Consider the following 18,813-nt stretch of genomic DNA (forward strand, 5'->3'; position numbering starts at 1 on the left):
CGGAGGGGGGCTTGCAGGCCGTGAAGGCGCTGCTGTCGTCGGACATCCTGATGCGCTTCGGCGACGACGCCGCCGACGACCCGCTGCCGGCGATCATCGACTCGATCACCCGCTCGGACTACCTGCCGTCGCTCGCGCACATGGCGAGCGCGCTGCGCCGCATCCAGGCGCTCGATCTCGACATCATCCTGCCGATGCACGGCCCGGCCATCACGCACGACATCCCGCGCGTGCTGGCCGGTGCGATCGCGCATTGCGAAGCCGCCGCCGCGTAGGTCACGCAGGCGGCGACACCAGCCTGGTAGACGGATCGTGGTCAGTCGCCGGAGACGACGAACTCTTCGGCCGCCTTGCGCTGGACCGCGGCCATCACCGCCAGTTCGCGTTTGCTGCGCGCATCGCCGGACACGACGCCCGTCGCATGCTTCGCCTTCGCGCCCAGCGGGAAAAACACGAATGACGCGCCGTCCGGGGCCGCCGGTTCGGCACGCAAGCGTTTGTTCAGGATTTTCAGGTATTTCTTCTTCGAGACTTCTTTAGCAGCCATGGCACCCTCCGCGTAAACGTGGTGAGGATCAGCATACCAGTTTTGGAGAAGGGGGCGGCCAGCGCGCACGCCGCCCGCGCAACGGCGTTTTTTCGTGCCGATGTCGATTTCGCCGCGCGCCGCCCGTCGTACCATCGCAAGAACGGGTCGGCTTTCCCGCAAGGCCGACGCCCCCTCCCCCTTTCCGAACCCTGGAGAAACAATCATGCGCGTGATGGTCATCGTCAAGGCGACCGCCGATTCCGAAGCCGGCAAGATGCCCGACACCGAACTGCTGGCCGCGATGGGCCAGTACAACGAAGCGCTCGTGAAAGCGGGCGTGATGCTCGCCGGCGAAGGGCTGCACCCGAGCGCCCGCGGCAAGCGCGTACGCTTCGCCGGCAAGGACCGGTCCGTGACCGACGGCCCGTTCGCCGAAACCAAGGAACTCATCGCCGGGTTCTGGCTGTGGCAGGTGAGCTCGATGGACGAAGCCGTCGAATGGGTGAAGCGCTGCCCGAACCCGATGCTCGGCGAATCGGAGATCGAGATCCGTCAGGTGTTCTCGCCCGAGGATTTCGGCGCGGAATTCACGCCCGAACTGCAGGAGCAGGAAGCGAAACTGCGCGCGCAACTCGGCGACGGCCACCAGGCCCCGCCTGCCGGGAACTGACCGAACGCTTGAACCGGGCCGCGCGGCGCGGCGGCCCGCCCGCAACACCGCATTTCGATCGACCGCCGGCAATGCGCCGCCGTTGCCGCACCGCCGTACGAAATCTTTTTCGTGTCCGCCGTCGATTTCCCCGATCGTCGTCCGTCGTAGTGTCGTAAGCCACGTTGACCTGTCGGCCAACGAACACTCCCCCCCATTCAAGGAGATACGACAATGCGCGTCATGGTAATCGTCAAGGCCACCGCCGATTCCGAGTCCGGCCGGATGCCCGACACCCGGATCATGGCCGAGATGGGCCGCTTCAACGAAGAACTGGTGAAAGCCGGCATCCTGCTCGCCGCCGACGGGCTGCACCCGAGCAGCCGCGGCAAGCGCGTGCATTTTTCCGGCAAGAACCGCACCGTCATCGACGGCCCGTTCGCTGAAACGAAGGAACTCGTCGCGGGCTACTGGCTGTGGCAGGTGAAATCGATGGAAGAAGCCATCGAATGGGTGAAGCGCTGCCCGAATCCGATGCCTGTGGACTCCGACATCGAGATCCGCCCGCTGTTCGAAGCCGCGGATTTCGGCGCCGCATTCACGGACGAACTGCGCGAGCAGGAAGCGCGGATGCGCACGGAAATCGACGCGCGGCAGAAATCCTGACCGGCGGGCGCGCGCGAAGCCCGCGCGCGCCCGCTGGCGTCACGGCCGCGCCTGTGTCTGCTCGGACGCGGAAACGGAAACGGCCTGCGCAGCGCCCGTGAAATCGCTGTCCCGCCCGCGCGCCGCGCCGTCGTTCCGTATCGAGCGCCGCCCGGTGCGCGTGGCGAGCACCAGCGCGATCGCCAGCAGGCTCGTGCCGAACAGATAGCTCGGCGGGATGAACCGTGCATCGGTCAGATGGGCGACCACCGAGATGTAGAACGGCGCGAGCCCGCCGAACAGCGTCACCGACGAGTTGTACGCGATCGCCACGCCGGTCGAGCGCCCCTCGACCGTGAAGATCTGCACGAGCATCCCCGGATGCGCGGCGCCCTGCAGCGTCAGGAACAGCATGCCGATCAGGTGCACGATCATCAGCCGGCTCGCCGTCGGCGCATCCAGCAGATACCAGAACAGCGGGAACACGCACACGAGCCAGCCCGCGATGAAACCGCAGAACAGCCGGTACGGCCCGACCCGGTCGGCCAGCTTGCCGAACACCGGCGACAGCACGCACGACATGATGCTGGTGACGAACACGGCCTGCAGCGACGAACTGAGCGGCAGATGGAGCTGCGATTGCGCGTAGTTCGGCAGGTACGCATTCCATACGTAGTTCAGCGACGTGCCGGCGATCATCACGCCGATCGCGCAGACGAGCGCATCGCCGTTCTCGCGGATGAACGCCCGTGCCCGCGTGCCGGCCGGCGCGCGAGCGGCTGGCCGCGCGCGCATCCGCTGGAACGCCGCCGATTCGTCGACGTGATGCCGGATGTAGAAGCCGAGCGGACCGACCAGCGCGCCGACCAGGAACGGCACGCGCCAGCCCCACTCGGCCATCGCGGCATGCGACAGGTACCGCGACAGCAGGTAGCTGCCGCCCGACGAGAACATCGCCGCGAGCCCGAGCGACAGCATGTTGAAGCTGCCGTAGAACATCTTCTTCCCCGGCGGCGCGACCTCGTAGATCGACACCGACGACAGCGCGAACTGCGCGCCGACCGCGAACCCCTGCACGAGCCGGCCGACCACGACGAGCGCCGGCGCGGCGATTCCCCAGGTCGCGAAACCCGGCGTGAGGCCGAGCAGCAGCGACCCCACCGACATCGCGACCATGATCCACGACAGCGCCTTCATGCGCCCCGCGCGATCCGCATACATCCCCATCACGACGCCGCCGACCGGTCTGACGAGGAACCCGACGGCGAACGTCGCGAACGTCAGCAGCATCGATTCGCCGCGCCCGACGCCGGAAAAGAACGTCCGCGCGATCAGGCTGGAGAAGTAGCCGTACACCATGAAATCGAACCACTCGAACGTGCCGCCGATCACGGTCGACACGATGACCTTGCGGGCTTGCCTTGCGTCGTAGCCGATTTCCATGGATCTAGCCCCCGGCGCGCATCGCGCGCAGCGTCTGAGCAAAGAAGTCCTGCACCGTCTCGACGGTCTGCATGCCGTTGTGCGCGACGTTGGGCAGTTCGTCGAAGCGCACGCGCACGCCGGCCGCGTCGAACGATGCCGCGAGCGCACGAAGCCGCTCGGGCCGCGTCGCGCCCGCATCGTTGATGCCGGGCACGTACATCGCGCTGTCCTCGCGCACCGTGATTTCCCACGTCTCGAGGTCGGCGCGGCCGACCACCATCTGAACAGGCACCTGCCCCAGCGCCGCCGTGTCGAACGGCTTGCCGAACTGCCGCTCGAAGCCGCCGATGCCGAGCCACCACGCCTTGTGCGGGTCGAGCAGCGTGACGTTGCCCGGCGCGCCGATCGACACGGCCCACAGCCGCTCGGGATGCACATATGCGAACCGATGCGCGAACTGCCCGCCGCCCGAATAACCGGACAGCGCGAACCGGTCGAACCGCTTGCCGTAACGCTCGCCGACTTCGCTCACCATGTCGAGCAGCACGCGGTCGTAGCGGATGTCGCGTTCGGCGAGACGCTTGAAGCCGTTGCGATTGCCGTCGCCGCACACGCCGACCGGAAACAGCGGACACAGCACGATGCAGCGGTTCCAGCGTCCGAACGGCGCGAACGCATCGCGGTACTGCGTGAACTGGCGCCCCGTGCCATGCATCACGACGACCAGCTCGACGTCGTTGCCCGGCACGCGGATTTCGTCGGGCACGTACAGCACGTACGGAAAACGCGGATCGTGCCGGCTCGCGTAGACGGTCGTCGAGCCGAGGTCGTACAGCGCCTCCGCCCTGGCTTCACCGGAACCGGCCGGCGTCGTGGTGGTATCGAACATCTGTCTCGCTCCTGGATGATTGTTGTGTGTCGCGCGGGCGTGGCGGCTGCCGTTCAGGCGGCTTCGCGCAACGGCTCGCGCGTCAGGCTGTAACGCGTGAACTCGCGGTTGAGCGCGGGCATCGGCGCGACGTCCATCTCGCCGTCACCCGGCTGCATGACGATCATCGCGACCGTCGCCGACAGCGTGTGGCGCGTGCCCGGGCGCGGCGGCCGGCACACCGAGTACGGCGCGCCGAAGTCGTCGAACAGCGCCGCCTTGACCGCGCTGCGATCGATCTTCGGCAACGCGTCGAGCAGCCGGCGCACGCGCCAGTCGCGGTAATAGCTGTCGGGCGAGTTCTCGCAGCCCGTGTCGCGCAGCTTGGTGCGCGCGATCGGGCTGACCCAGTGGTTCGCGTGGACGATCAGGTCGTCGTCGCCCGGATAGATCGGGAACGTCTCGTCCGGCGCGCATTCGAAATCGATGCCGAAGCCGTCGGCCATGCCGAGCATGATGTTGTTCGAGCACGACTTCGGCGTCGTCGCGATCACGCGCAACGCATTCGCGAACACCGGCTCCTCCAGCACGCGCCGGCGCAGCAGCGACAACGGCACGCCGGCATGCATGAAATCGCGATCCGATTCGAGGTAGTTCGCGGTGATCGACACGCCGCTCGCGTTCAGCCCGCTGCGCGCGAGCCCGCCCGCCTCGACGAACGTCAGGAAGTCGGGGCCGTCGTCGTTGTGCACGCGCAGCACGATCCCTGTGTCGATGCAGTCGGCTTTCCAGTCCCAGTTCTGCGCGTGGATCAGCTTGCCCGTCGCCGAGCGCGACGGGAGCACGAGCACGCCGGTGCAGCCGTCCTCGTCCTCGGCGTTCGCATCGGCCGGCAACGCGTGTTCCGCGCGCGCCTTCGCAAGCACTTCGGTGCGCGCATTGACGAGCACGATGTCGTCGAACGCCACGTCGGCCCCGGCGGCGATGCCGCGCATCTCGTCGAGATAGGCCGGCTGGAACGCGCCGATCGCCTGTTCGAGCGAGCGGATGAACGCCGCCTGCGCCGCCTCGCCGTAGCCGAGATTACGCAGCGTCTGCCCGTAGCGCGATGCGCTCAGGCGCACGCGCGCCGCCGCGGCGCGGCCGTACTGCACGCCGCGCTCGTACGGCTTGCCGGACACGCTGACGAAGGGAAAGGGCTGGATGGACGACATCGGAAAACTCCTTGCGCTGGATCGGACGAAACGATTCTCGGGCGCGATAAACAAAATAAAAAGCGTTATTTTCTTTCCACAAACGAAAGATTTTTTTTAGTATCGTGCGATCATCCGGCGCATCGCCATACCGGCGGGACGCACCGCGTGCGCACGTTGCCGGGCTGTTTTCAGGAGAAGGGGATGAGCGAGATTCGAATGCTGCGGACGTTTCTGGCCATCGAGAAGCACGGCACGATGGCCGCCGCGGCCGACCGCATGGCGCTCACGCATGCGGCGGTCGGTGCGCAGATGCGCACGCTGGAACGCGTGTGCCAGCGGCAACTGTTCGACCGCAGCGGGCGGAGCGTGCAGTTGAACGACGCCGGCCGGTCGATCCTCGAGCAGGCGCGCTCGGTGGTCGCCGCGTACGACTCGCTGGTGCGCGGCGTCAGCGGGCAGCACAGCATCGAAGGCTCGATCACGATCGGCGCGACGGTGTCGTCGATGGGTTTTCTCGCGGCCAACGTGATTCGACTGAAGGTGCAGTATCCGGGCCTGAACGTGCGGCTCACGCACGGCGGCAGCCCGGAACTGGAACGCCAGGTGCGGGCCGGCGAGATCGATGCAGCGGTGCTGATCGGCGAGCCGCGCACGACCACGCTGCCCGAATCGTGGGAGTACCTGTACGACGAGCCGCTCGTGCTGCTGGCCAACCCGGCGATCGCGCCTGCCGATGCGTCGGTGGCGTCGCTGCTCAAGCGCTTTCCGTTCATCGGTTTCGAAGCCGCCTCGCCGACCGGGCGCCACGTCACGAGCCTGCTGCGCCGCCTGCACGTCGAAGTGAATCCGGTGCTCGAAATGAACTCGATCGCCGCGATCGCCGATCTCGTGCGGCAGAACATCGGCGTCACGATCGTGCCGCGCCTGCGGCATGCCGCGTGGAGCGACGATCCGCTGCTGTTCGTGAAGCCGATCCCCGGCGCGACGTGGCGGCGTCACATCGGATGGTACGAATTCGGCCGTCAGCCGCTGGCCACCGCGATCGTGCGGAACCAGCTGCTCACGGCGCTCGCCGGCTGACGCGGCCGTCTGGCGGTCAGGCGGGTCGCCACGCGCGGTTGACGCAGCCCTGCCGAGTAACGTATCGTTTTGATACGTTACTCGGCAGGGCCTGTTCGTCATGCATTCCCGTTTCGACCGTTTCCGCACCACCGCGCTCGGCGCCCAGCTCGAAGCGCTGATCGCGCAACCCGAGCGTTATCTCGAGTTCGCGGCGCTGTCGCGCGTGGGCGTCGCCGCGATCGGCGCGATCCAGCACGAGATCGCGCGCAAATTCCCCGAAATCGAGGCCGACACGACCGCCCGCCAGTTCTGCGGCGCGATGGTCGCGGAAGTCATGCGCCGCCACAGCCATGAGGTCGTGCAGGCACGCGGGCGGCTCGGCGGCACGCTGTTCAGCTACGGCGCGGTGTTCAGCCCGTATCCGCAACGGCTGCCATTCGCCGACGTCGTCGTCGCGCTGGCCCGCATGCCCGGCCGCTTCGCCGCGTATGCGGCACACGTGCCGGCCGCGCAGTGGACGCGCCGCCCGGCCGGCACCGGCTTCTCGCTCGTCGAACATGCGTGCCACCTGCGCGATCTCGACGCGGTGTTCGCCGAACGCATCGATGTCGTGCGCACGGTCGACCTGCCCGTGATCGCGTCGGTCGACGGCACCGCGCTCGCGGCGCAGCGCGACTATCTCGCGCAGCCGCTGGACCGCGCGGTTACGGCCTTCCGCACGGGGCGCGCCGCACTGTGCGCGACGGCCGCCACGCTGCAGCCGCCGCAGCTCGAGCGTTGCGGGCTGCGCGACGGCATCCGCCGCATGTCGCTCGACGAACTCGTGCGCGAACTGCTCGACCACGACCGCACGCACGTGCTCGAACTCGACGAACTGCTCGCCGAACTCGACTTGCCGCCCCTTCCTTCCGAGCCCGCCGCATGACCCAACCCGCTCCCGTCGTCTTCATTCACGGTTTCATCGGCACGTTCAACGTGCACGGATGGCTCGGCCCGCATCTCGCCCCCGACCTGCTCGGTTATGGCGCGCATCGCGCGGCGCCGTTCGATGCGATCACGCTCGCCGCGCAGGTCGAGCATGTCCGGCATGCCGTCGACGCGCACTTCGGCGCGCAGCCGGTCGATGTCGTCGGCCACTCGGTCGGCGGCGCGATCGCGATGCTGTTCGCGCATGCGCACCCCGAGCGCGTGGGGCGGATCGTCAACGTCGAAGGCAACTTCACGCTCGACGACGCGTTCTGGTCGGCGTCGGTCGGCCGCATGACACCCGCCGAAGCCGACGCGATGCTCGACGGCCTGCGCGCCGATCCGCTCGCGTGGCTGCGCGGCGCGATCAACGAACCGTCGCCGCGTTTGCTCGACGACGCACGCCGCTGGCTCGCGCATCAGCCCGCATCGACGCTGCGCGCGATGGGCCGCTCGGTCGTCGCGACAACCGGCGTTCCCGGCTACCTGCAGGCGCTCGCGCAGGTGTTCGAGCGCCACCCGGTCTGGCTGGTCGCCGGCGAACGCTCGCGCGCGGGCTGGCACGTGCCGGACTGGGCGCTCGCGCGCTGCACCGGCTTCGACACGATCGAGCACTGCGGGCACCTGCTGCCGGCCGAGCGGCCCGATGCGTTTCGCGCGGCGGTCGAGCGCTGCCTGGGCTGAAGCGCGCCTGACAATGCGTAGGGTTCGTCGAAATATGGTTGAAAGGCGCGGTTGCTAGAGTCGTCCGAACAGGGTTTCCCCGGCGCCCGGCCGCCGGACAGGGTCGACACATGCAAGGATCGATGCACCTCGCACGCGCCTTCTGGCTGCTTCTGCTGCTCGCCGTCACGAGCCCTGCGTTCGCATTTCATGCGCGGGTCGTTGCGATTCCAAGCGCCGCGATGAGCGAGACGCTGAAGGCAACCGTCGTGCTGCCCGACGACTACGCACGCGGCAACCGCGACGGCGAACGCTATCCGGTCGTCTATCTGCTGCACGGCTCGGGCGGCGACCATACCGACTGGACGTCGAACACGCCTATCGCCGCGCTGGCCGACCGCTACCACGTGATCCTCGTGATGCCCGACGGCGGGCACGAAAGCTGGTACATCGACAGCCCGTTCGATTCGGGCAGCCGCTACGAAACCTTCATCGGCGACGAAGTCGTGTCCTACGTCGATACGCACTTCCGCACGATCGCGACGCAGCGCGCCCGCGCGATCACCGGGCTCAGCATGGGCGGCTTCGGCGCGCTGCGCATCGCGCTCGACCGGCCCGACACGTTCGGCGCGGTCGGCAGCATCAGCGGCGCGGTCGATCCGCGCTGCTGCGAGGACGAGCCGGGCATCGACCACGTGTTCGGCGACCCCGGCCGCCATCCGTCGTTCTGGAATCGCAACGTGATCGTCGAAAACGCGCGCGCGTTCGTGCGTGCGCATCTCGACCTGACGATCGATTGCGGCCGCGACGACGCGTTCGTCGGCTCGAACCGCACGCTGCACGAACGGCTCGTCGCGCTCGGCGTGCCGCACGACTACGCGGAGCGGCCGGGCGGTCACACCTGGGATTACTGGGCGAACGCGATTCGCTACCAGATGCGCTTCTTCGCGGCATCGTTCCAGCATCGCGGCTACGCGTACCGTCCGGCGAACTCCGCACCGGACATGACGCGCGCGGGCTGACGCACGCGCCGCGTCGCCGCGCGTCCCGGCGACCCCGGTGGTACGATGCGCTGGCATCGACCACCCGACTTCCTCCATGCCGCGCGACACCTTTGCGGACCTGCTCGCCTTCATCGCCGTCGCGCGCGAGCGCAGCTTCACGCGTGCAGCCGCCCAGCTCGGCGTGTCGCAATCCGCGCTCAGCCATACGATCCGTACACTCGAAACGCGCCTCGGCGTGCGACTGCTCACGCGCACGACGCGCAGCGTCGCGCCGACCGAAGCCGGCGAGCGCCTGCTGCGCAACCTCGCGCCGCGCTTCGACGAAATCGAGGCCGAGCTGTCGACGCTCGCGGAACTGCGCGACAAGCCGGCCGGCACCGTGCGCATCAACGCGACCGACTATGCGATCCGCACGCTGCTGTGGCCGAAGCTCGCCCCGATGCTGCGCGACTATCGCGACCTGAAGGTCGAGTTCGTGACCGACTACGGGCTGTCCGACATCGTCGCGGAGCGCTTCGACATCGGCGTCCGGCTCGGCGACCAGGTCGCGAAGGACATGATCGCCGTGCGCATTTCACCGGACCTGAAAATGGCGATCGTCGGCGCGCCCGCGTATTTCGCGGATCGCGCGCGCCCCGCGTCGCCGCAGGATCTCGTCGCGCACGACTGCATCAACCTGCGCCTGCCGACGCACGGTGCGCTGTACGCGTGGGAACTGGCGCGCGGCGACGACACGCTGCAGGTACGCGTCGACGGGCAGGTCACGTTCAACGGCACGTATGAAATGCTCGACGCGGCACTCGCGGGCTACGGACTCGCGTACGTGCCGGCCGAGCTCGCCGCGCCGCATGTCGTCGCCGGCCGCCTCGACAGCGTGCTCGACGACTGGTGCCCGACGTTTCCCGGCCATCACCTGTATTACGCGAGCCGGCGACAATCGTCGCGCGCGCTCGCGGTGATCGTCGACGCGCTGCGCTACCGCGCATGAGCCGCCGGCGCGCCGCGATTCATGAATCCGTTCGATAAGTGCATGCGAGCGAGCGGGGCTTATCGATAAGCGTTTCGGTGGCTACCATCGTCGATGTCCGCAACGTTCCCCGGAGCCCTCGATGTCCGAACCGTCGTCCGCCGCGCGCCAAGCGTTCGGCGCCATCGCACCCGCCCTCGCCGACTACACCGACCACGTGCTGTTCGGCGACGTGTGGCAACGCGCCGGCCTGTCGCCGCGCGATCGCAGCCTGATCACGGTCGCGAGCCTCGTGTCGCTGTATCGTCTGAACGAGTTGCCGTTCCACCTGAAGAAGGCGCTCGACAACGGCCTCACGCGCGACGAGCTGATCGAAGCGATCACGCACCTCGCGTTCTACTCGGGCTGGCCGACCGCGAGTTCGGCGCTGCCGATCGCGCAGCGCGTCTTCGACGAAGCCGGCGTATAACCTGTCATTCAACCGGCGGGCACCTACCCGCATGGAGCCTCACACATGGATTACCGCTATCTCGGGCGCAGTGCGCTGAAGGTGTCGCCGCTGTGTCTCGGCGCAATGATGTTCGGCGGCGAGACCGACGAAGCGACGTCGGCGCGCATCATCGACAAGGCGTTCGACCAGGGCGTCAATTTCATCGACACGGCCGACGTCTATCACGCCGGTCGTTCGGAAACGGTCGTCGGCCGCGCGATCGCACCGCGTCGCGACAGCTGGGTCATCGCGACGAAGTTCGGCTATCCGGCCGGACCGGACGCGGGGCCGAACCGGCAAGGCCAGTCGCGCAAATGGATCGTCGAATCGGTCGACGCGAGCCTGAAGCGGCTCGGCACCGATTACATCGACATCCTCTATTTCCATCGCGCGCTGACCGACGCGCCGCTCGACGAAGGCATGCGCGCGGTGGCCGACCTGATCCGACAAGGCAAGGTGCGCTACTTCGGGCTGTCGAACTTCAAGGGCTGGCGCATTGCCGAGATCGTGCGGCTCGCGGACCAGCTCGGCATCGATCGTCCTGTCGCGAGCGAACCGCTGTACAACCTCGTCGATCGCACGGCCGAGGTCGAACAGCTTCCGGCCGCCGCGCACTACGGAATCGGCGTCGTGCCGTACAGCCCGCTCGCGCGCGGCGTGCTGACCGGCAAATACGCGGTGGATACGCAGCCGCCCGCCGATTCGCGCGCGGGCCGCGGCGACCGGCGTATCCAGCAAACGGAATGGCGGCCCGAATCGTTGCACATCGCGCAGCAGGTCGCCGCGCACGCGGCCGCGCGCGGCACGACGTCGGTCGCGTTCGCGCTCGCGTGGGTGATGAAGAACCGCATCGTCAGTTCGACGATCGCTGGGCCGCGCACCGAAGCGCACTGGGACAGCTACATCGATGCGCTGACGCTCGAACTCGGCCCCGACGACGAACGGTTCGTCGATTCGCTCGTGCCGCCCGGACACGCGTCGACGCACGGCTATACCGATCCCGGTTATCCGGTCGAAGGCCGCAAGGTCTGAAGTTCGGATGGGATGAAGGACTGACATACCGGGCCGCACGCCCGGCATGAAGATGAACGCGCGTCGCCCGACGCGCGCAAAAACGGCAGCGGCGGAATCAGTTGCCGCTGGCCGCGTCGGCGCCGACCACGCGATCGAAGCATTCCTGCGCACGCGCCAGCTCGTCGAGCGCGCGATCGAGGCGTGACATCGCGCGTGCGTATTCGACCGACGAGACGTCGTCGTCACTTTCGCCGCGCACCGCGCGAAACGCCTGATCGACGTTGCGCGTCGCTTCGACGAAGCGTTGCGCGGCCCGGGCTTCCTGCGAACAGATGTGGGTCGACATCGACACTTCTCCTACAGGGTTGCAGTGTGAAGCAAGCCGACGCTCAGTGTGCGTGGTGCGCATGTCGGCGGCGTGAACCACGGCGCATCGATAATCGATGCATCGGCCGCCGCGCAGCGCGCTTCGTGCCGATTGTCCCCCCGCACTCGCCGCTCCGCTATGGCGAGATTGCAACAAATTCTTGCGCGACCCTCTCCGCGCTTGCCGTCACGCGCGCCCGATGCGCGGGTGTGCAAGGCCGCCGAACGCAGTCGGCTCGCCCGGCGACAGGTCGAACAGGTCGCCCGTGAGATCGCGCGGATGCTCGACCGCCGGCCGGCTGCGCAAGCGCGCCGCATGCGTGGGCGCGACATACGCGGCCGCGGTTTCGAGCGGCGGCACGTCGAACAGATCGCGCGTGACGCCGCGCACGGCGTCAGTCGGCGAACGGCCGCGCAACCGCGCGACGAGTTCGACAAAACGATCGAAATCGCCCGCGCGCGTCGCCTTGTTCACTTCGGCGAGATCGCGCGCCTTCAGCACGCACGGCTGCGCGAGCCGCACGAAATACGGTGCTTCGAGCTCGACCGACAGCGCAAGCGGATAGCTCTTGCCCGTCTGCTCCTTCGCACGCCCGACGCAATCGACCACGGCCGCACCCTGTGCGGCGCCCAGCGGCTTGCCGGTGCTCACGCTGCGCAGGTGGTCGGGAAACACGCGCAGTTGCGTGCCGACCGTCAGCGCGGTGGATGACGCGCACACGAGCGCGTAGTGCTGTTCGCGACGCCGGCCCGACGGCAGCGTCGAGCGGCTCGCGATGAACGTGTGCGGCGGCAGCGGCCGCACCTGCCCGTTCGCATCGACCCATGCATTCCACAACAGCGCGTCCTTGCGCTCGCCCGCGCGCGGGCGCGACGCGACCGGCGAGAACAGCGCGAGCAACGAGCCCGTGCGATGCGCGGCGACTTGCGCGCTGCTGCCGAGCGGCTGGTTGATGCCCCACAGAAAACGCCCGCCCCCGAGCCGGCGCTCCCATTCCTTGCGGAGCACGACGGTCGGCAGTTCCTCGCCGGACTCGGTACCGATCTTGGTCCAGCAGAACGTGGGTGGGAGGTGTTTCAGTGTCATCAACTTTCTCGGGATACAGCCTCGCTGGTGACAGCAAGCCCATTCAACAGCCGTAACTGTATAGGTATAATGCATCGCATGGAAGCCCCGGACCAAGATTTTCCCGTTCAAGACCTGTTGCGCCGCCTGATGGCAGATACACGCTCGTCCAGCGAAATCGCGCGACTGTCCGGGGTCAGCCAGCCAACCGTGTCGCGGCTGCGGCTGTCGAACGGGCATCGACTGCGTCGCAGCACGCCATTCAATAAGCTATGCAGTTTCTATGGCGTCGACATGGAGCCGTCGCGTCGTCGTTATAACGATCTGCTGCGCGACGCGATCGTCGACGCATGGGACGGCTCCGACGAGCACGGCCGTGCGTTGCTGGTCGTGATTCAGGGGTTGAAGGGGCTGCAGGCGAAGGCCGACGACGGGTAACAACGTGGAAGTGACGCATGACACGCGGCGTGCGACCCGTGCACCTCCGCGGCAAAAACGCGAAGACCGACAAGAAATAAAAGTAGAAGTCGCACCCATCCACACGATCAACCGGGGCCGCCCGGTTTCGATCGGCGAGCATCTGCCGTTGCGCCGGATGCCTACTCCCCAGCTACACGCATGCAAGGAAACACCGAGAACCGGTTTTCCGTCGTCGCTGCTGAATGACCGTTGCGGCAGCATCTTTTTGCTGCACCTGCGCTTCGCCCGAGCCCTGTCATGCAGCGTTCGTCAAGGATGACGAATGACTTACATCATCGTTTCCCGCTTATTAAAAATACCCGCCGAAGCGATTATCTAAACTTTTTAGACCTAATCAAAAAAAGTTTGACGTTCCGTTTTCTTTCTTGCTATCTTTCCCCGCAAGAAAACCCGCCGCGCAATCGAATCCGCATCAAGAAATCAACGGCCCGACAAACAGCTTCCGTTTTAATTACGTTGCACGAGGACAGTAGCTGATTCGTAATCCGTATCATCTGCTCGCAACACACAGTCCCCGCTTCACTGGTCATCCCGTTCCGCCGCGGGCGGAAGAGGCCGATATCGACATCTCCCCCGGCTGACCGGGATATTCGATCTCGCTCCCGGCACCTCACACGGAACACGCGTACCTCGCTTTCGCACGACAATGCAGCACCCGCTTATCCGGATTTTATGCATTGGATTCCTAAGTAAGTGATAAAGCATTGAAGCAGCTGCAGCAGCAGATTGAATAGAACGAGATGGTCGGGCCGCGACGCCGTGGATGCGTCGCGGCCCGACACGATAGAGGGCCGTGCGCGGGATCGACGCTCGCAATGGGCGAGTCCGATGCCCCGACCGGCCTCCGGTCTTGATGGTGGGAGGGGGAGGAAAACTTATGTCGCCGTGAATCTTGCTGGTCGGTCTGGTCTTGCGTCAGGTTGCATCCGCCGCCCCATCGCTACCCGCGATCCGGGCCGCGCGCTGCACCGGTTCTTCGTCGAAATCCCGGAGCTCACAATGCAGAGAACTCAGCACGTCAAACGCACACTCTCGCAACGCTTTGCCCTCGCCGCGCTGCCGCTCGCGGTAGCCGCCACACTGGCGCCGCTGCCCGCCCAGGCAGCGACCAACTGGGTCCCGACCCGCACCACCGCTTTCCTGCTGTCGAATGCACCCGCCGCGGCGGCTTCGACTGCCTCGCAGGCACAGCCTGCGTACTCGCTCAACAGCGTCGGCACGCCGGCGCTCGCCGACACGCACGTGACGCCGCTCGAACTGAGCCAGCCGCTGCATGTCACCGTGGTGCTGAAGCACCGCAATACCGATCAGCTCGACGCGTTCCTGCACGACGTCAATCAGCCGGGCAGCGCGAGTTATCACAAGTACCTCACGCCGGCCCAGTTCAAGGCACGCTTCGCGCCGACCGACGCGCAGGTCGCGGCCGTGGTGGCGCACCTGAAGGCGAACGGTTTCAGCAACATCTCGGTGTCGGCGAACAACACGCTGGTCTCCGCCGACGGCAACGCGGGCAATGCACAAAACGGCTTCCAGGCCAGCATCAAGCGCTTCAACTATCGCGGCAAGCCGGTCTTCGCGAACGATTCGGCCGCGCTGATCCCCGCGTCGCTCGGCTCGATCGTCGATTCGGTACTCGGTCTGCAGAACGCCGCCGTGCCGCACCGCCTGCTTCATCGCTTCGCGCCGGCCGCCGCGATCGAACCGAACAAGATCTCGAAGAACGCGACCGCTGCTTCGCAGCAAGTCGGCCACCAGCCGACCGATTTCGCGAAGATCTATGACGCAAGCGGCCTACCCGCCGCGACCAACACCACGGTGGGCATCATCACCTGGGGCGACATGACCCAGACCATCGCCGACCTGAACACCTTCACGCAGAACGCCGGCCTGGCGACCGTCAACACGGCGGTGGTCGCCGGCGGGTCCGGCACGCTGGCCGACGACGGCGATCCGGGCGAATGGGATCTCGACAGCCAGGACATCATCGGCACCTCCGGCGGCGTCAAGCAGCTGATCTTCTATTCCGCCGTGAACGGCGACAGCAGCGACAGCGGCCTGACCGACGCGACGCTGACGGATGCCTACAACAAGGCGGTGACCGACAACAAGGCGACCGTCATCAACGTGTCGCTCGGCCTCGACGAAACCGCCGCCAATTCGGACGGCTCGCTCGCCGCCGACGACGCGGTGTTCAAGCAGGCCGTCGCGCAGGGCCAGGTCTTCTCGGTCTCGGCCGGCGACGCGGGCGTCTATCAATGGTCGACGTCGCCGCAAGGCGCGCCCGGCTACATCGGCACGTACAACGGCACTTCGGTCAGGACGACGATCAACCTGTCCAAGTACAGCGTGTCGTCGCCCGCCAGCTCGCCGTACGTCGTCGCGGTCGGCGGCACGACGCTGTCGACCACCGGCACCACGACGTGGGCCGGCGAAACCGTGTGGAACGAAGGCGTCGCGTATGCGGATCTCGACAGCAACGGCAACCCGGTCGACAACGCGGTGCGGATCTGGGCGACGGGCGGCGGCGTGAGCGCGTTCGAAGCCGCGCCGAGCTGGCAGACCGCCGCGCTCGGCAGCACGGTGACGAAGCGCGTGGTGCCGGACGTCGCGTTCGACGCCGCGCAGTCGACGGGCGCGTACATCGTCATCAACGGGCAGACCAACCAGCTCGTCGGCGGTACGAGCCTCGCATCGCCGATCTTCGTCGGTGGCTGGGCGCGGGTCGAATCGGCGAACAACAACAGCCTCGGCCTGCCGACGTCGGCGTTCTATCAGAACTTCCCGACCAATACGTCGCTGCTGCACGACGTGACATCGGGCAACAACGGGTATAGCAGCCACGGCTATACCGCGAAGGCCGGCTGGGACGACGATACGGGCTTCGGCAGCCTGGACTTCGCGAAGGTCAGCGCGAGTTCGGCCAAGTAAGCAAGACCCCGGCGCGATGCGGTGCGGCGAAGCTGCCGCATCGCGTCGCGCGCGCCTACTGCTCCAGCCCCACCGCCAGCGGCCGCTGATCGCTGCGGCCATGATCGTCGACCACCCGCACCGTATAACTGCCGGCTGTCCGCGGCTGCCAGAACAGCGCTTCGCCCGGCGTGCTGCGGCCGACATACGCGTCGTTGACGAACCAGTACAGCGCATGCGCGCTCGCGTCGACTGTCGCGTTGAACGCGATGCGCGTCTCGTCCGTGCTCTTCACGCGCATCGCATACGTGCTGCCGCGCAGCGGCGACGTGATGCGCGGCGGATCGCCGTCGACCTGCCCCGCATCGCGGCAGTCCGCGTTCTGCGGCGGTCGCCGGCGCGGAATGCCGGCCTGCGCGAACACCTGCTGCAGATCCGATGGCCAGAACTCGAAGATCTCCGTATGCGTGCGCTTGCCGTCGTACGGCGGGCATGCGGCCTTCCCCGTCGCGTCGTCGATCACGACGGGCCGGTGCACGGTGCTCACGCGGATCGGCGACGTGCCCGGAATGAACCACGTCCAGCCCTGCTGCGGGCACCACTCGTTCGGCAGGTCGCCGCTCGCGAGGCAGATGCGCACGCGCTTCAGGTGCGGCGGCACCGCGCGCGGCGGCTCGACGAGCGTGCGTTCGGCGTTCAGCGCATCGACGATCTGGAAGAACAGCGGCGCGGCCGCGTCGACGCCGACGAACGCCGTATTGGTCGAATTGTCGAAGTTGCCGACCCAGACGACCAGCACATACGGGCCGAACACACCGGCCGTCCACGCATCGCGGAACGACCATGACGTGCCGGTCTTCCAGTAGACGGGCACGCTCGAAGGCTGCGCGCCGCTCGTCTCGTCGGGGCGCAGGTGCTGGCGCAGCATGTCCATCGTCATGTAGCTCGCCTCCGCGCTCAGCAGGCGCCGCCCCGGTGCGGCCGGATCGTCCGCGCGCAGCCGCAGCGGCCTGAACTCGCCGCGATTCGCGAGCATCGCGTAAAGCGCCGCGAGATCCTGCATCGTCACCTCGCCGCCGCCGAGCACCAGCGCGAGCCCGTAGTGCTGCGCGCTCGCGAGCCGGCGCACGCCGGCTTCCTGCAGGAAGCGGTAGAGATCGGGCGACTTGAGCTGCGACGCGACCCACACGGCCGGCACGTTGCGGCTGCGGTTCAGCGCGTCGGTCGCGGTGATCGGCCCGAGGAAATGGCCGTCGAAATTCTCCGGCGCATACGGACCGAACGCGGTCGGCACGTCGCGCAGCACGGTCTGCGGATGCAGCACGCCCTGGTCGAAGCCGAGCGCATAGATGAAGGGCTTGAGCGTCGAGCCCGGCGAGCGCCGCGCGAGCGTGCCGTTCACCTGTCCGTCGATCGTGCGATCGAAGAAGTTCGCGGAACCAACGAGCGCCTTCACGCCCATGTCGCGCGTATCGACGAGCAGCGCGGCCGCGTTGCGCACGCCGCGCGTGTCGTTGCGCGCAACGTAGCGTACGATCTGCCGTTCGAGCGTGCGCTGCAGATCGAGATCGAGCGTCGTCACGAGCCGCGCGCCGGCGTCGTGCGCGTCATCGGCAGCGCCCGACGTCGTGCGCCACGCGCTGCGCGCGGCGAGCGCCTGGTCGACCGCGTGCGGCGCGTCGAACGGCAGCGCGGACAGCGGCCGCATTGCGAGCGGCAACGCGAACAGCGGCTTGAGCGACGCATCGCCCGGATGCTGCGTCAGCCAGCGCGCGTATAACCGGTTGCGCGACGCGGCCAGCGCGCGGTTGATCGCGTCCTGCCCGCCGCGCACGCGCCGCGCCGGATCCTGCGGAATCACCGCGAGCGCAAGCGCCTCGGGCAGCGTCAGCGCGTCGGGCATCCGGTCGAAATAGACGACGCTCGCGGTGCCCGCGCCTTCGACGTTGCGGCCGTACGGCGCGTCGTTCAGATACGCCTCGAGAATCTGCCGCTTCGAGTAGAACAGTTCGAGCTGCACCGCGCGCGCGACCTGCTCGAGCTTGCCGGCCGGCGTGCGTGTGTTCAGCCGCCACAGCGAACGCGCGAGCTGCATCGTCAGCGTCGAGCCGCCCTGCGGATTGCCGCCGCGTACGTACGTGATCCACGCGCCGCGCGCGAGCCCGTACGGATTGAAACCCGGATGCCACCAGAACCAGCGGTCCTCGTGCAGCATCACGGCCTCGACGAGCTGCGGCGACATCCGGTCGAGCGGCACCCACAGCCGGTAGCGGTCGTCCTTCGCGAGCGTCAGGCGCAGCAGCCGGCCCTGCGCATCGACCACCGCGACCGACGTCGGTTTCCAGTCGCGCAGCGGCGGATGCGGCCACAGCCGGCACGCGGCCAGCACGCCGAACACGAGCAGCGCGCCGGCGATCCAGTTCTGCCAGCGATGCAGCCAGCGCCCGGCGCCGTGCAGCGCGCGCCGGAGCCCGGATACGTCAGCCATGCGCGGGCGCTCCGGCTACCCGGCACGG

19 protein-coding genes are annotated in these 18,813 nt (G+C 67.5%); 12 read left to right on the forward strand and 7 right to left on the reverse strand.

From position 1 onward, the window contains the following. Positions 1–11: 11 nt before the first annotated feature. A complete protein-coding gene (locus tag ACTRWB_RS28410; protein ID WP_412023839.1) occupies positions 12–275 on the forward strand; it encodes a hypothetical protein in 264 nt (87 codons plus the stop codon). 41 nt (positions 276–316) lie between these two features. On the opposite strand, the gene ACTRWB_RS28415 is transcribed toward ACTRWB_RS28410, so the two are convergent. Beyond that, positions 317–547: a hypothetical protein gene (locus tag ACTRWB_RS28415; protein WP_412025611.1), complete on the reverse strand. Its 231-nt coding sequence runs from the start codon at positions 545–547 to the stop codon at positions 317–319. Between the two features lie 205 nt (positions 548–752). On the opposite strand from ACTRWB_RS28415, the gene ACTRWB_RS28420 reads away from it, so the two are divergent. Together ACTRWB_RS28420 and ACTRWB_RS28425 are read left to right on the forward strand one after the other, a co-directional pair. After that, on the forward strand, positions 753–1,199 hold the full coding sequence (locus ACTRWB_RS28420; RefSeq protein ID WP_048243256.1) for a YciI family protein: 447 nt from the start codon (positions 753–755) through the stop codon (positions 1,197–1,199). A gap of 213 nt (positions 1,200–1,412) precedes the next feature. Further along, positions 1,413–1,844, forward strand: a complete 432-nt coding sequence (locus ACTRWB_RS28425; protein WP_446903800.1) for a YciI family protein — start codon at positions 1,413–1,415, stop codon at positions 1,842–1,844. Between the two features lie 39 nt (positions 1,845–1,883). Here ACTRWB_RS28425 and ACTRWB_RS28430 read toward each other — a convergent pair whose 3' ends face one another. From ACTRWB_RS28430 to ACTRWB_RS28440, 3 genes are all read right to left on the reverse strand, one after another. Further along, complete coding sequence (locus ACTRWB_RS28430) at positions 1,884–3,266, reverse strand: MFS transporter (protein ID WP_446903801.1); 1,383 nt, start codon at positions 3,264–3,266, stop codon at positions 1,884–1,886. A 4-nt stretch (positions 3,267–3,270) separates the two neighbouring features. Continuing rightward, positions 3,271–4,023, reverse strand: coding sequence for an alpha/beta hydrolase (locus ACTRWB_RS28435; RefSeq protein WP_446903851.1), 753 nt, complete (start codon positions 4,021–4,023; stop codon positions 3,271–3,273). A gap of 167 nt (positions 4,024–4,190) precedes the next feature. Then, positions 4,191–5,330, reverse strand: coding sequence for a C45 family autoproteolytic acyltransferase/hydolase (locus ACTRWB_RS28440; protein WP_446903802.1), 1,140 nt, complete (start codon positions 5,328–5,330; stop codon positions 4,191–4,193). A gap of 183 nt (positions 5,331–5,513) precedes the next feature. Here ACTRWB_RS28440 and ACTRWB_RS28445 point away from each other — a divergent pair, with 183 nt between their 5' ends. From ACTRWB_RS28445 to ACTRWB_RS28475, 7 genes are all read left to right on the forward strand, one after another. Next, the gene (locus ACTRWB_RS28445; protein ID WP_048243251.1) at positions 5,514–6,392 is read left to right on the forward strand and encodes a LysR substrate-binding domain-containing protein; all 879 of its coding nucleotides are present in this window, start codon (positions 5,514–5,516) and stop codon (positions 6,390–6,392) included. Positions 6,393–6,492: 100 nt separating this feature from the next. Beyond that, positions 6,493–7,299, forward strand: a complete 807-nt coding sequence (locus ACTRWB_RS28450) for a DinB family protein (protein WP_446903803.1) — start codon at positions 6,493–6,495, stop codon at positions 7,297–7,299. Next, positions 7,296–8,024 (forward strand): alpha/beta fold hydrolase, encoded by a 729-nt coding sequence (locus tag ACTRWB_RS28455; RefSeq protein ID WP_446903804.1) that lies wholly within the window; start codon positions 7,296–7,298, stop codon positions 8,022–8,024. The genes ACTRWB_RS28450 and ACTRWB_RS28455 overlap by 4 nt, the downstream gene beginning before the upstream one ends. Positions 8,025–8,146: 122 nt before the next feature. Continuing rightward, positions 8,147–9,025, forward strand: coding sequence for an alpha/beta hydrolase (locus tag ACTRWB_RS28460; protein WP_446903852.1), 879 nt, complete (start codon positions 8,147–8,149; stop codon positions 9,023–9,025). 76 nt (positions 9,026–9,101) lie between these two features. Next, complete coding sequence (locus ACTRWB_RS28465) at positions 9,102–9,995, forward strand: LysR family transcriptional regulator (RefSeq protein WP_446903805.1); 894 nt, start codon at positions 9,102–9,104, stop codon at positions 9,993–9,995. Between the two features lie 121 nt (positions 9,996–10,116). Beyond that, the gene (locus ACTRWB_RS28470) at positions 10,117–10,443 is read left to right on the forward strand and encodes a carboxymuconolactone decarboxylase family protein (RefSeq protein WP_446903806.1); all 327 of its coding nucleotides are present in this window, start codon (positions 10,117–10,119) and stop codon (positions 10,441–10,443) included. Between the two features lie 45 nt (positions 10,444–10,488). Then, complete coding sequence (locus tag ACTRWB_RS28475; protein ID WP_446903807.1) at positions 10,489–11,496, forward strand: aldo/keto reductase; 1,008 nt, start codon at positions 10,489–10,491, stop codon at positions 11,494–11,496. A gap of 97 nt (positions 11,497–11,593) precedes the next feature. Here ACTRWB_RS28475 and ACTRWB_RS28480 read toward each other — a convergent pair whose 3' ends face one another. Next, on the reverse strand, positions 11,594–11,824 hold the full coding sequence (locus tag ACTRWB_RS28480) for a hypothetical protein (RefSeq protein ID WP_343493530.1): 231 nt from the start codon (positions 11,822–11,824) through the stop codon (positions 11,594–11,596). A 207-nt stretch (positions 11,825–12,031) separates the two neighbouring features. Beyond that, positions 12,032–12,931, reverse strand: coding sequence for a hypothetical protein (locus tag ACTRWB_RS28485; protein WP_446903808.1), 900 nt, complete (start codon positions 12,929–12,931; stop codon positions 12,032–12,034). A gap of 78 nt (positions 12,932–13,009) precedes the next feature. Between ACTRWB_RS28485 and ACTRWB_RS28490 the strand changes: the two genes are divergently transcribed. Next, on the forward strand, positions 13,010–13,348 hold the full coding sequence (locus ACTRWB_RS28490; protein WP_446903853.1) for a helix-turn-helix domain-containing protein: 339 nt from the start codon (positions 13,010–13,012) through the stop codon (positions 13,346–13,348). Between the two features lie 1,041 nt (positions 13,349–14,389). Beyond that, complete coding sequence (locus ACTRWB_RS28495; protein ID WP_446903809.1) at positions 14,390–16,318, forward strand: S53 family peptidase; 1,929 nt, start codon at positions 14,390–14,392, stop codon at positions 16,316–16,318. Between the two features lie 55 nt (positions 16,319–16,373). On the opposite strand, the gene pbpC is transcribed toward ACTRWB_RS28495, so the two are convergent. After that, positions 16,374–18,785 (reverse strand): penicillin-binding protein 1C, encoded by a 2,412-nt coding sequence (gene pbpC, locus ACTRWB_RS28500; RefSeq protein WP_446903810.1) that lies wholly within the window; start codon positions 18,783–18,785, stop codon positions 16,374–16,376. Positions 18,786–18,813 lie beyond the last annotated feature (28 nt).

It is taken from the genome of Burkholderia sp. YIM B11467 (assembly GCF_052952715.1).

Excerpts from the sequence above, each read along its gene's own strand:
- ACTRWB_RS28430 (WP_446903801.1), bottom strand. The coding sequence starts at position 3,266 with ATGGAAATCGGCTACGACGCAAGGCAAGCCCGCAAGGTCATCGTGTCG.
- ACTRWB_RS28495 (WP_446903809.1), top strand. The coding sequence starts at position 14,390 with ATGCAGAGAACTCAGCACGTCAAACGCACACTCTCGCAACGCTTTGCC.
- ACTRWB_RS28485 (WP_446903808.1), bottom strand. The coding sequence starts at position 12,931 with ATGACACTGAAACACCTCCCACCCACGTTCTGCTGGACCAAGATCGGT.
- ACTRWB_RS28475 (WP_446903807.1), top strand. The coding sequence starts at position 10,489 with ATGGATTACCGCTATCTCGGGCGCAGTGCGCTGAAGGTGTCGCCGCTG.
- ACTRWB_RS28490 (WP_446903853.1), top strand. The coding sequence starts at position 13,010 with ATGGAAGCCCCGGACCAAGATTTTCCCGTTCAAGACCTGTTGCGCCGC.
- pbpC (WP_446903810.1), bottom strand. The coding sequence starts at position 18,785 with ATGGCTGACGTATCCGGGCTCCGGCGCGCGCTGCACGGCGCCGGGCGC.
- ACTRWB_RS28460 (WP_446903852.1), top strand. The coding sequence starts at position 8,147 with ATGCACCTCGCACGCGCCTTCTGGCTGCTTCTGCTGCTCGCCGTCACG.
- ACTRWB_RS28470 (WP_446903806.1), top strand. The coding sequence starts at position 10,117 with ATGTCCGAACCGTCGTCCGCCGCGCGCCAAGCGTTCGGCGCCATCGCA.
- ACTRWB_RS28425 (WP_446903800.1), top strand. The coding sequence starts at position 1,413 with ATGCGCGTCATGGTAATCGTCAAGGCCACCGCCGATTCCGAGTCCGGC.
- ACTRWB_RS28455 (WP_446903804.1), top strand. The coding sequence starts at position 7,296 with ATGACCCAACCCGCTCCCGTCGTCTTCATTCACGGTTTCATCGGCACG.
- ACTRWB_RS28445 (WP_048243251.1), top strand. The coding sequence starts at position 5,514 with ATGAGCGAGATTCGAATGCTGCGGACGTTTCTGGCCATCGAGAAGCAC.
- ACTRWB_RS28480 (WP_343493530.1), bottom strand. The coding sequence starts at position 11,824 with ATGTCGACCCACATCTGTTCGCAGGAAGCCCGGGCCGCGCAACGCTTC.
- ACTRWB_RS28450 (WP_446903803.1), top strand. The coding sequence starts at position 6,493 with ATGCATTCCCGTTTCGACCGTTTCCGCACCACCGCGCTCGGCGCCCAG.
- ACTRWB_RS28465 (WP_446903805.1), top strand. The coding sequence starts at position 9,102 with ATGCCGCGCGACACCTTTGCGGACCTGCTCGCCTTCATCGCCGTCGCG.
- ACTRWB_RS28420 (WP_048243256.1), top strand. The coding sequence starts at position 753 with ATGCGCGTGATGGTCATCGTCAAGGCGACCGCCGATTCCGAAGCCGGC.
- ACTRWB_RS28415 (WP_412025611.1), bottom strand. The coding sequence starts at position 547 with ATGGCTGCTAAAGAAGTCTCGAAGAAGAAATACCTGAAAATCCTGAAC.
- ACTRWB_RS28440 (WP_446903802.1), bottom strand. The coding sequence starts at position 5,330 with ATGTCGTCCATCCAGCCCTTTCCCTTCGTCAGCGTGTCCGGCAAGCCG.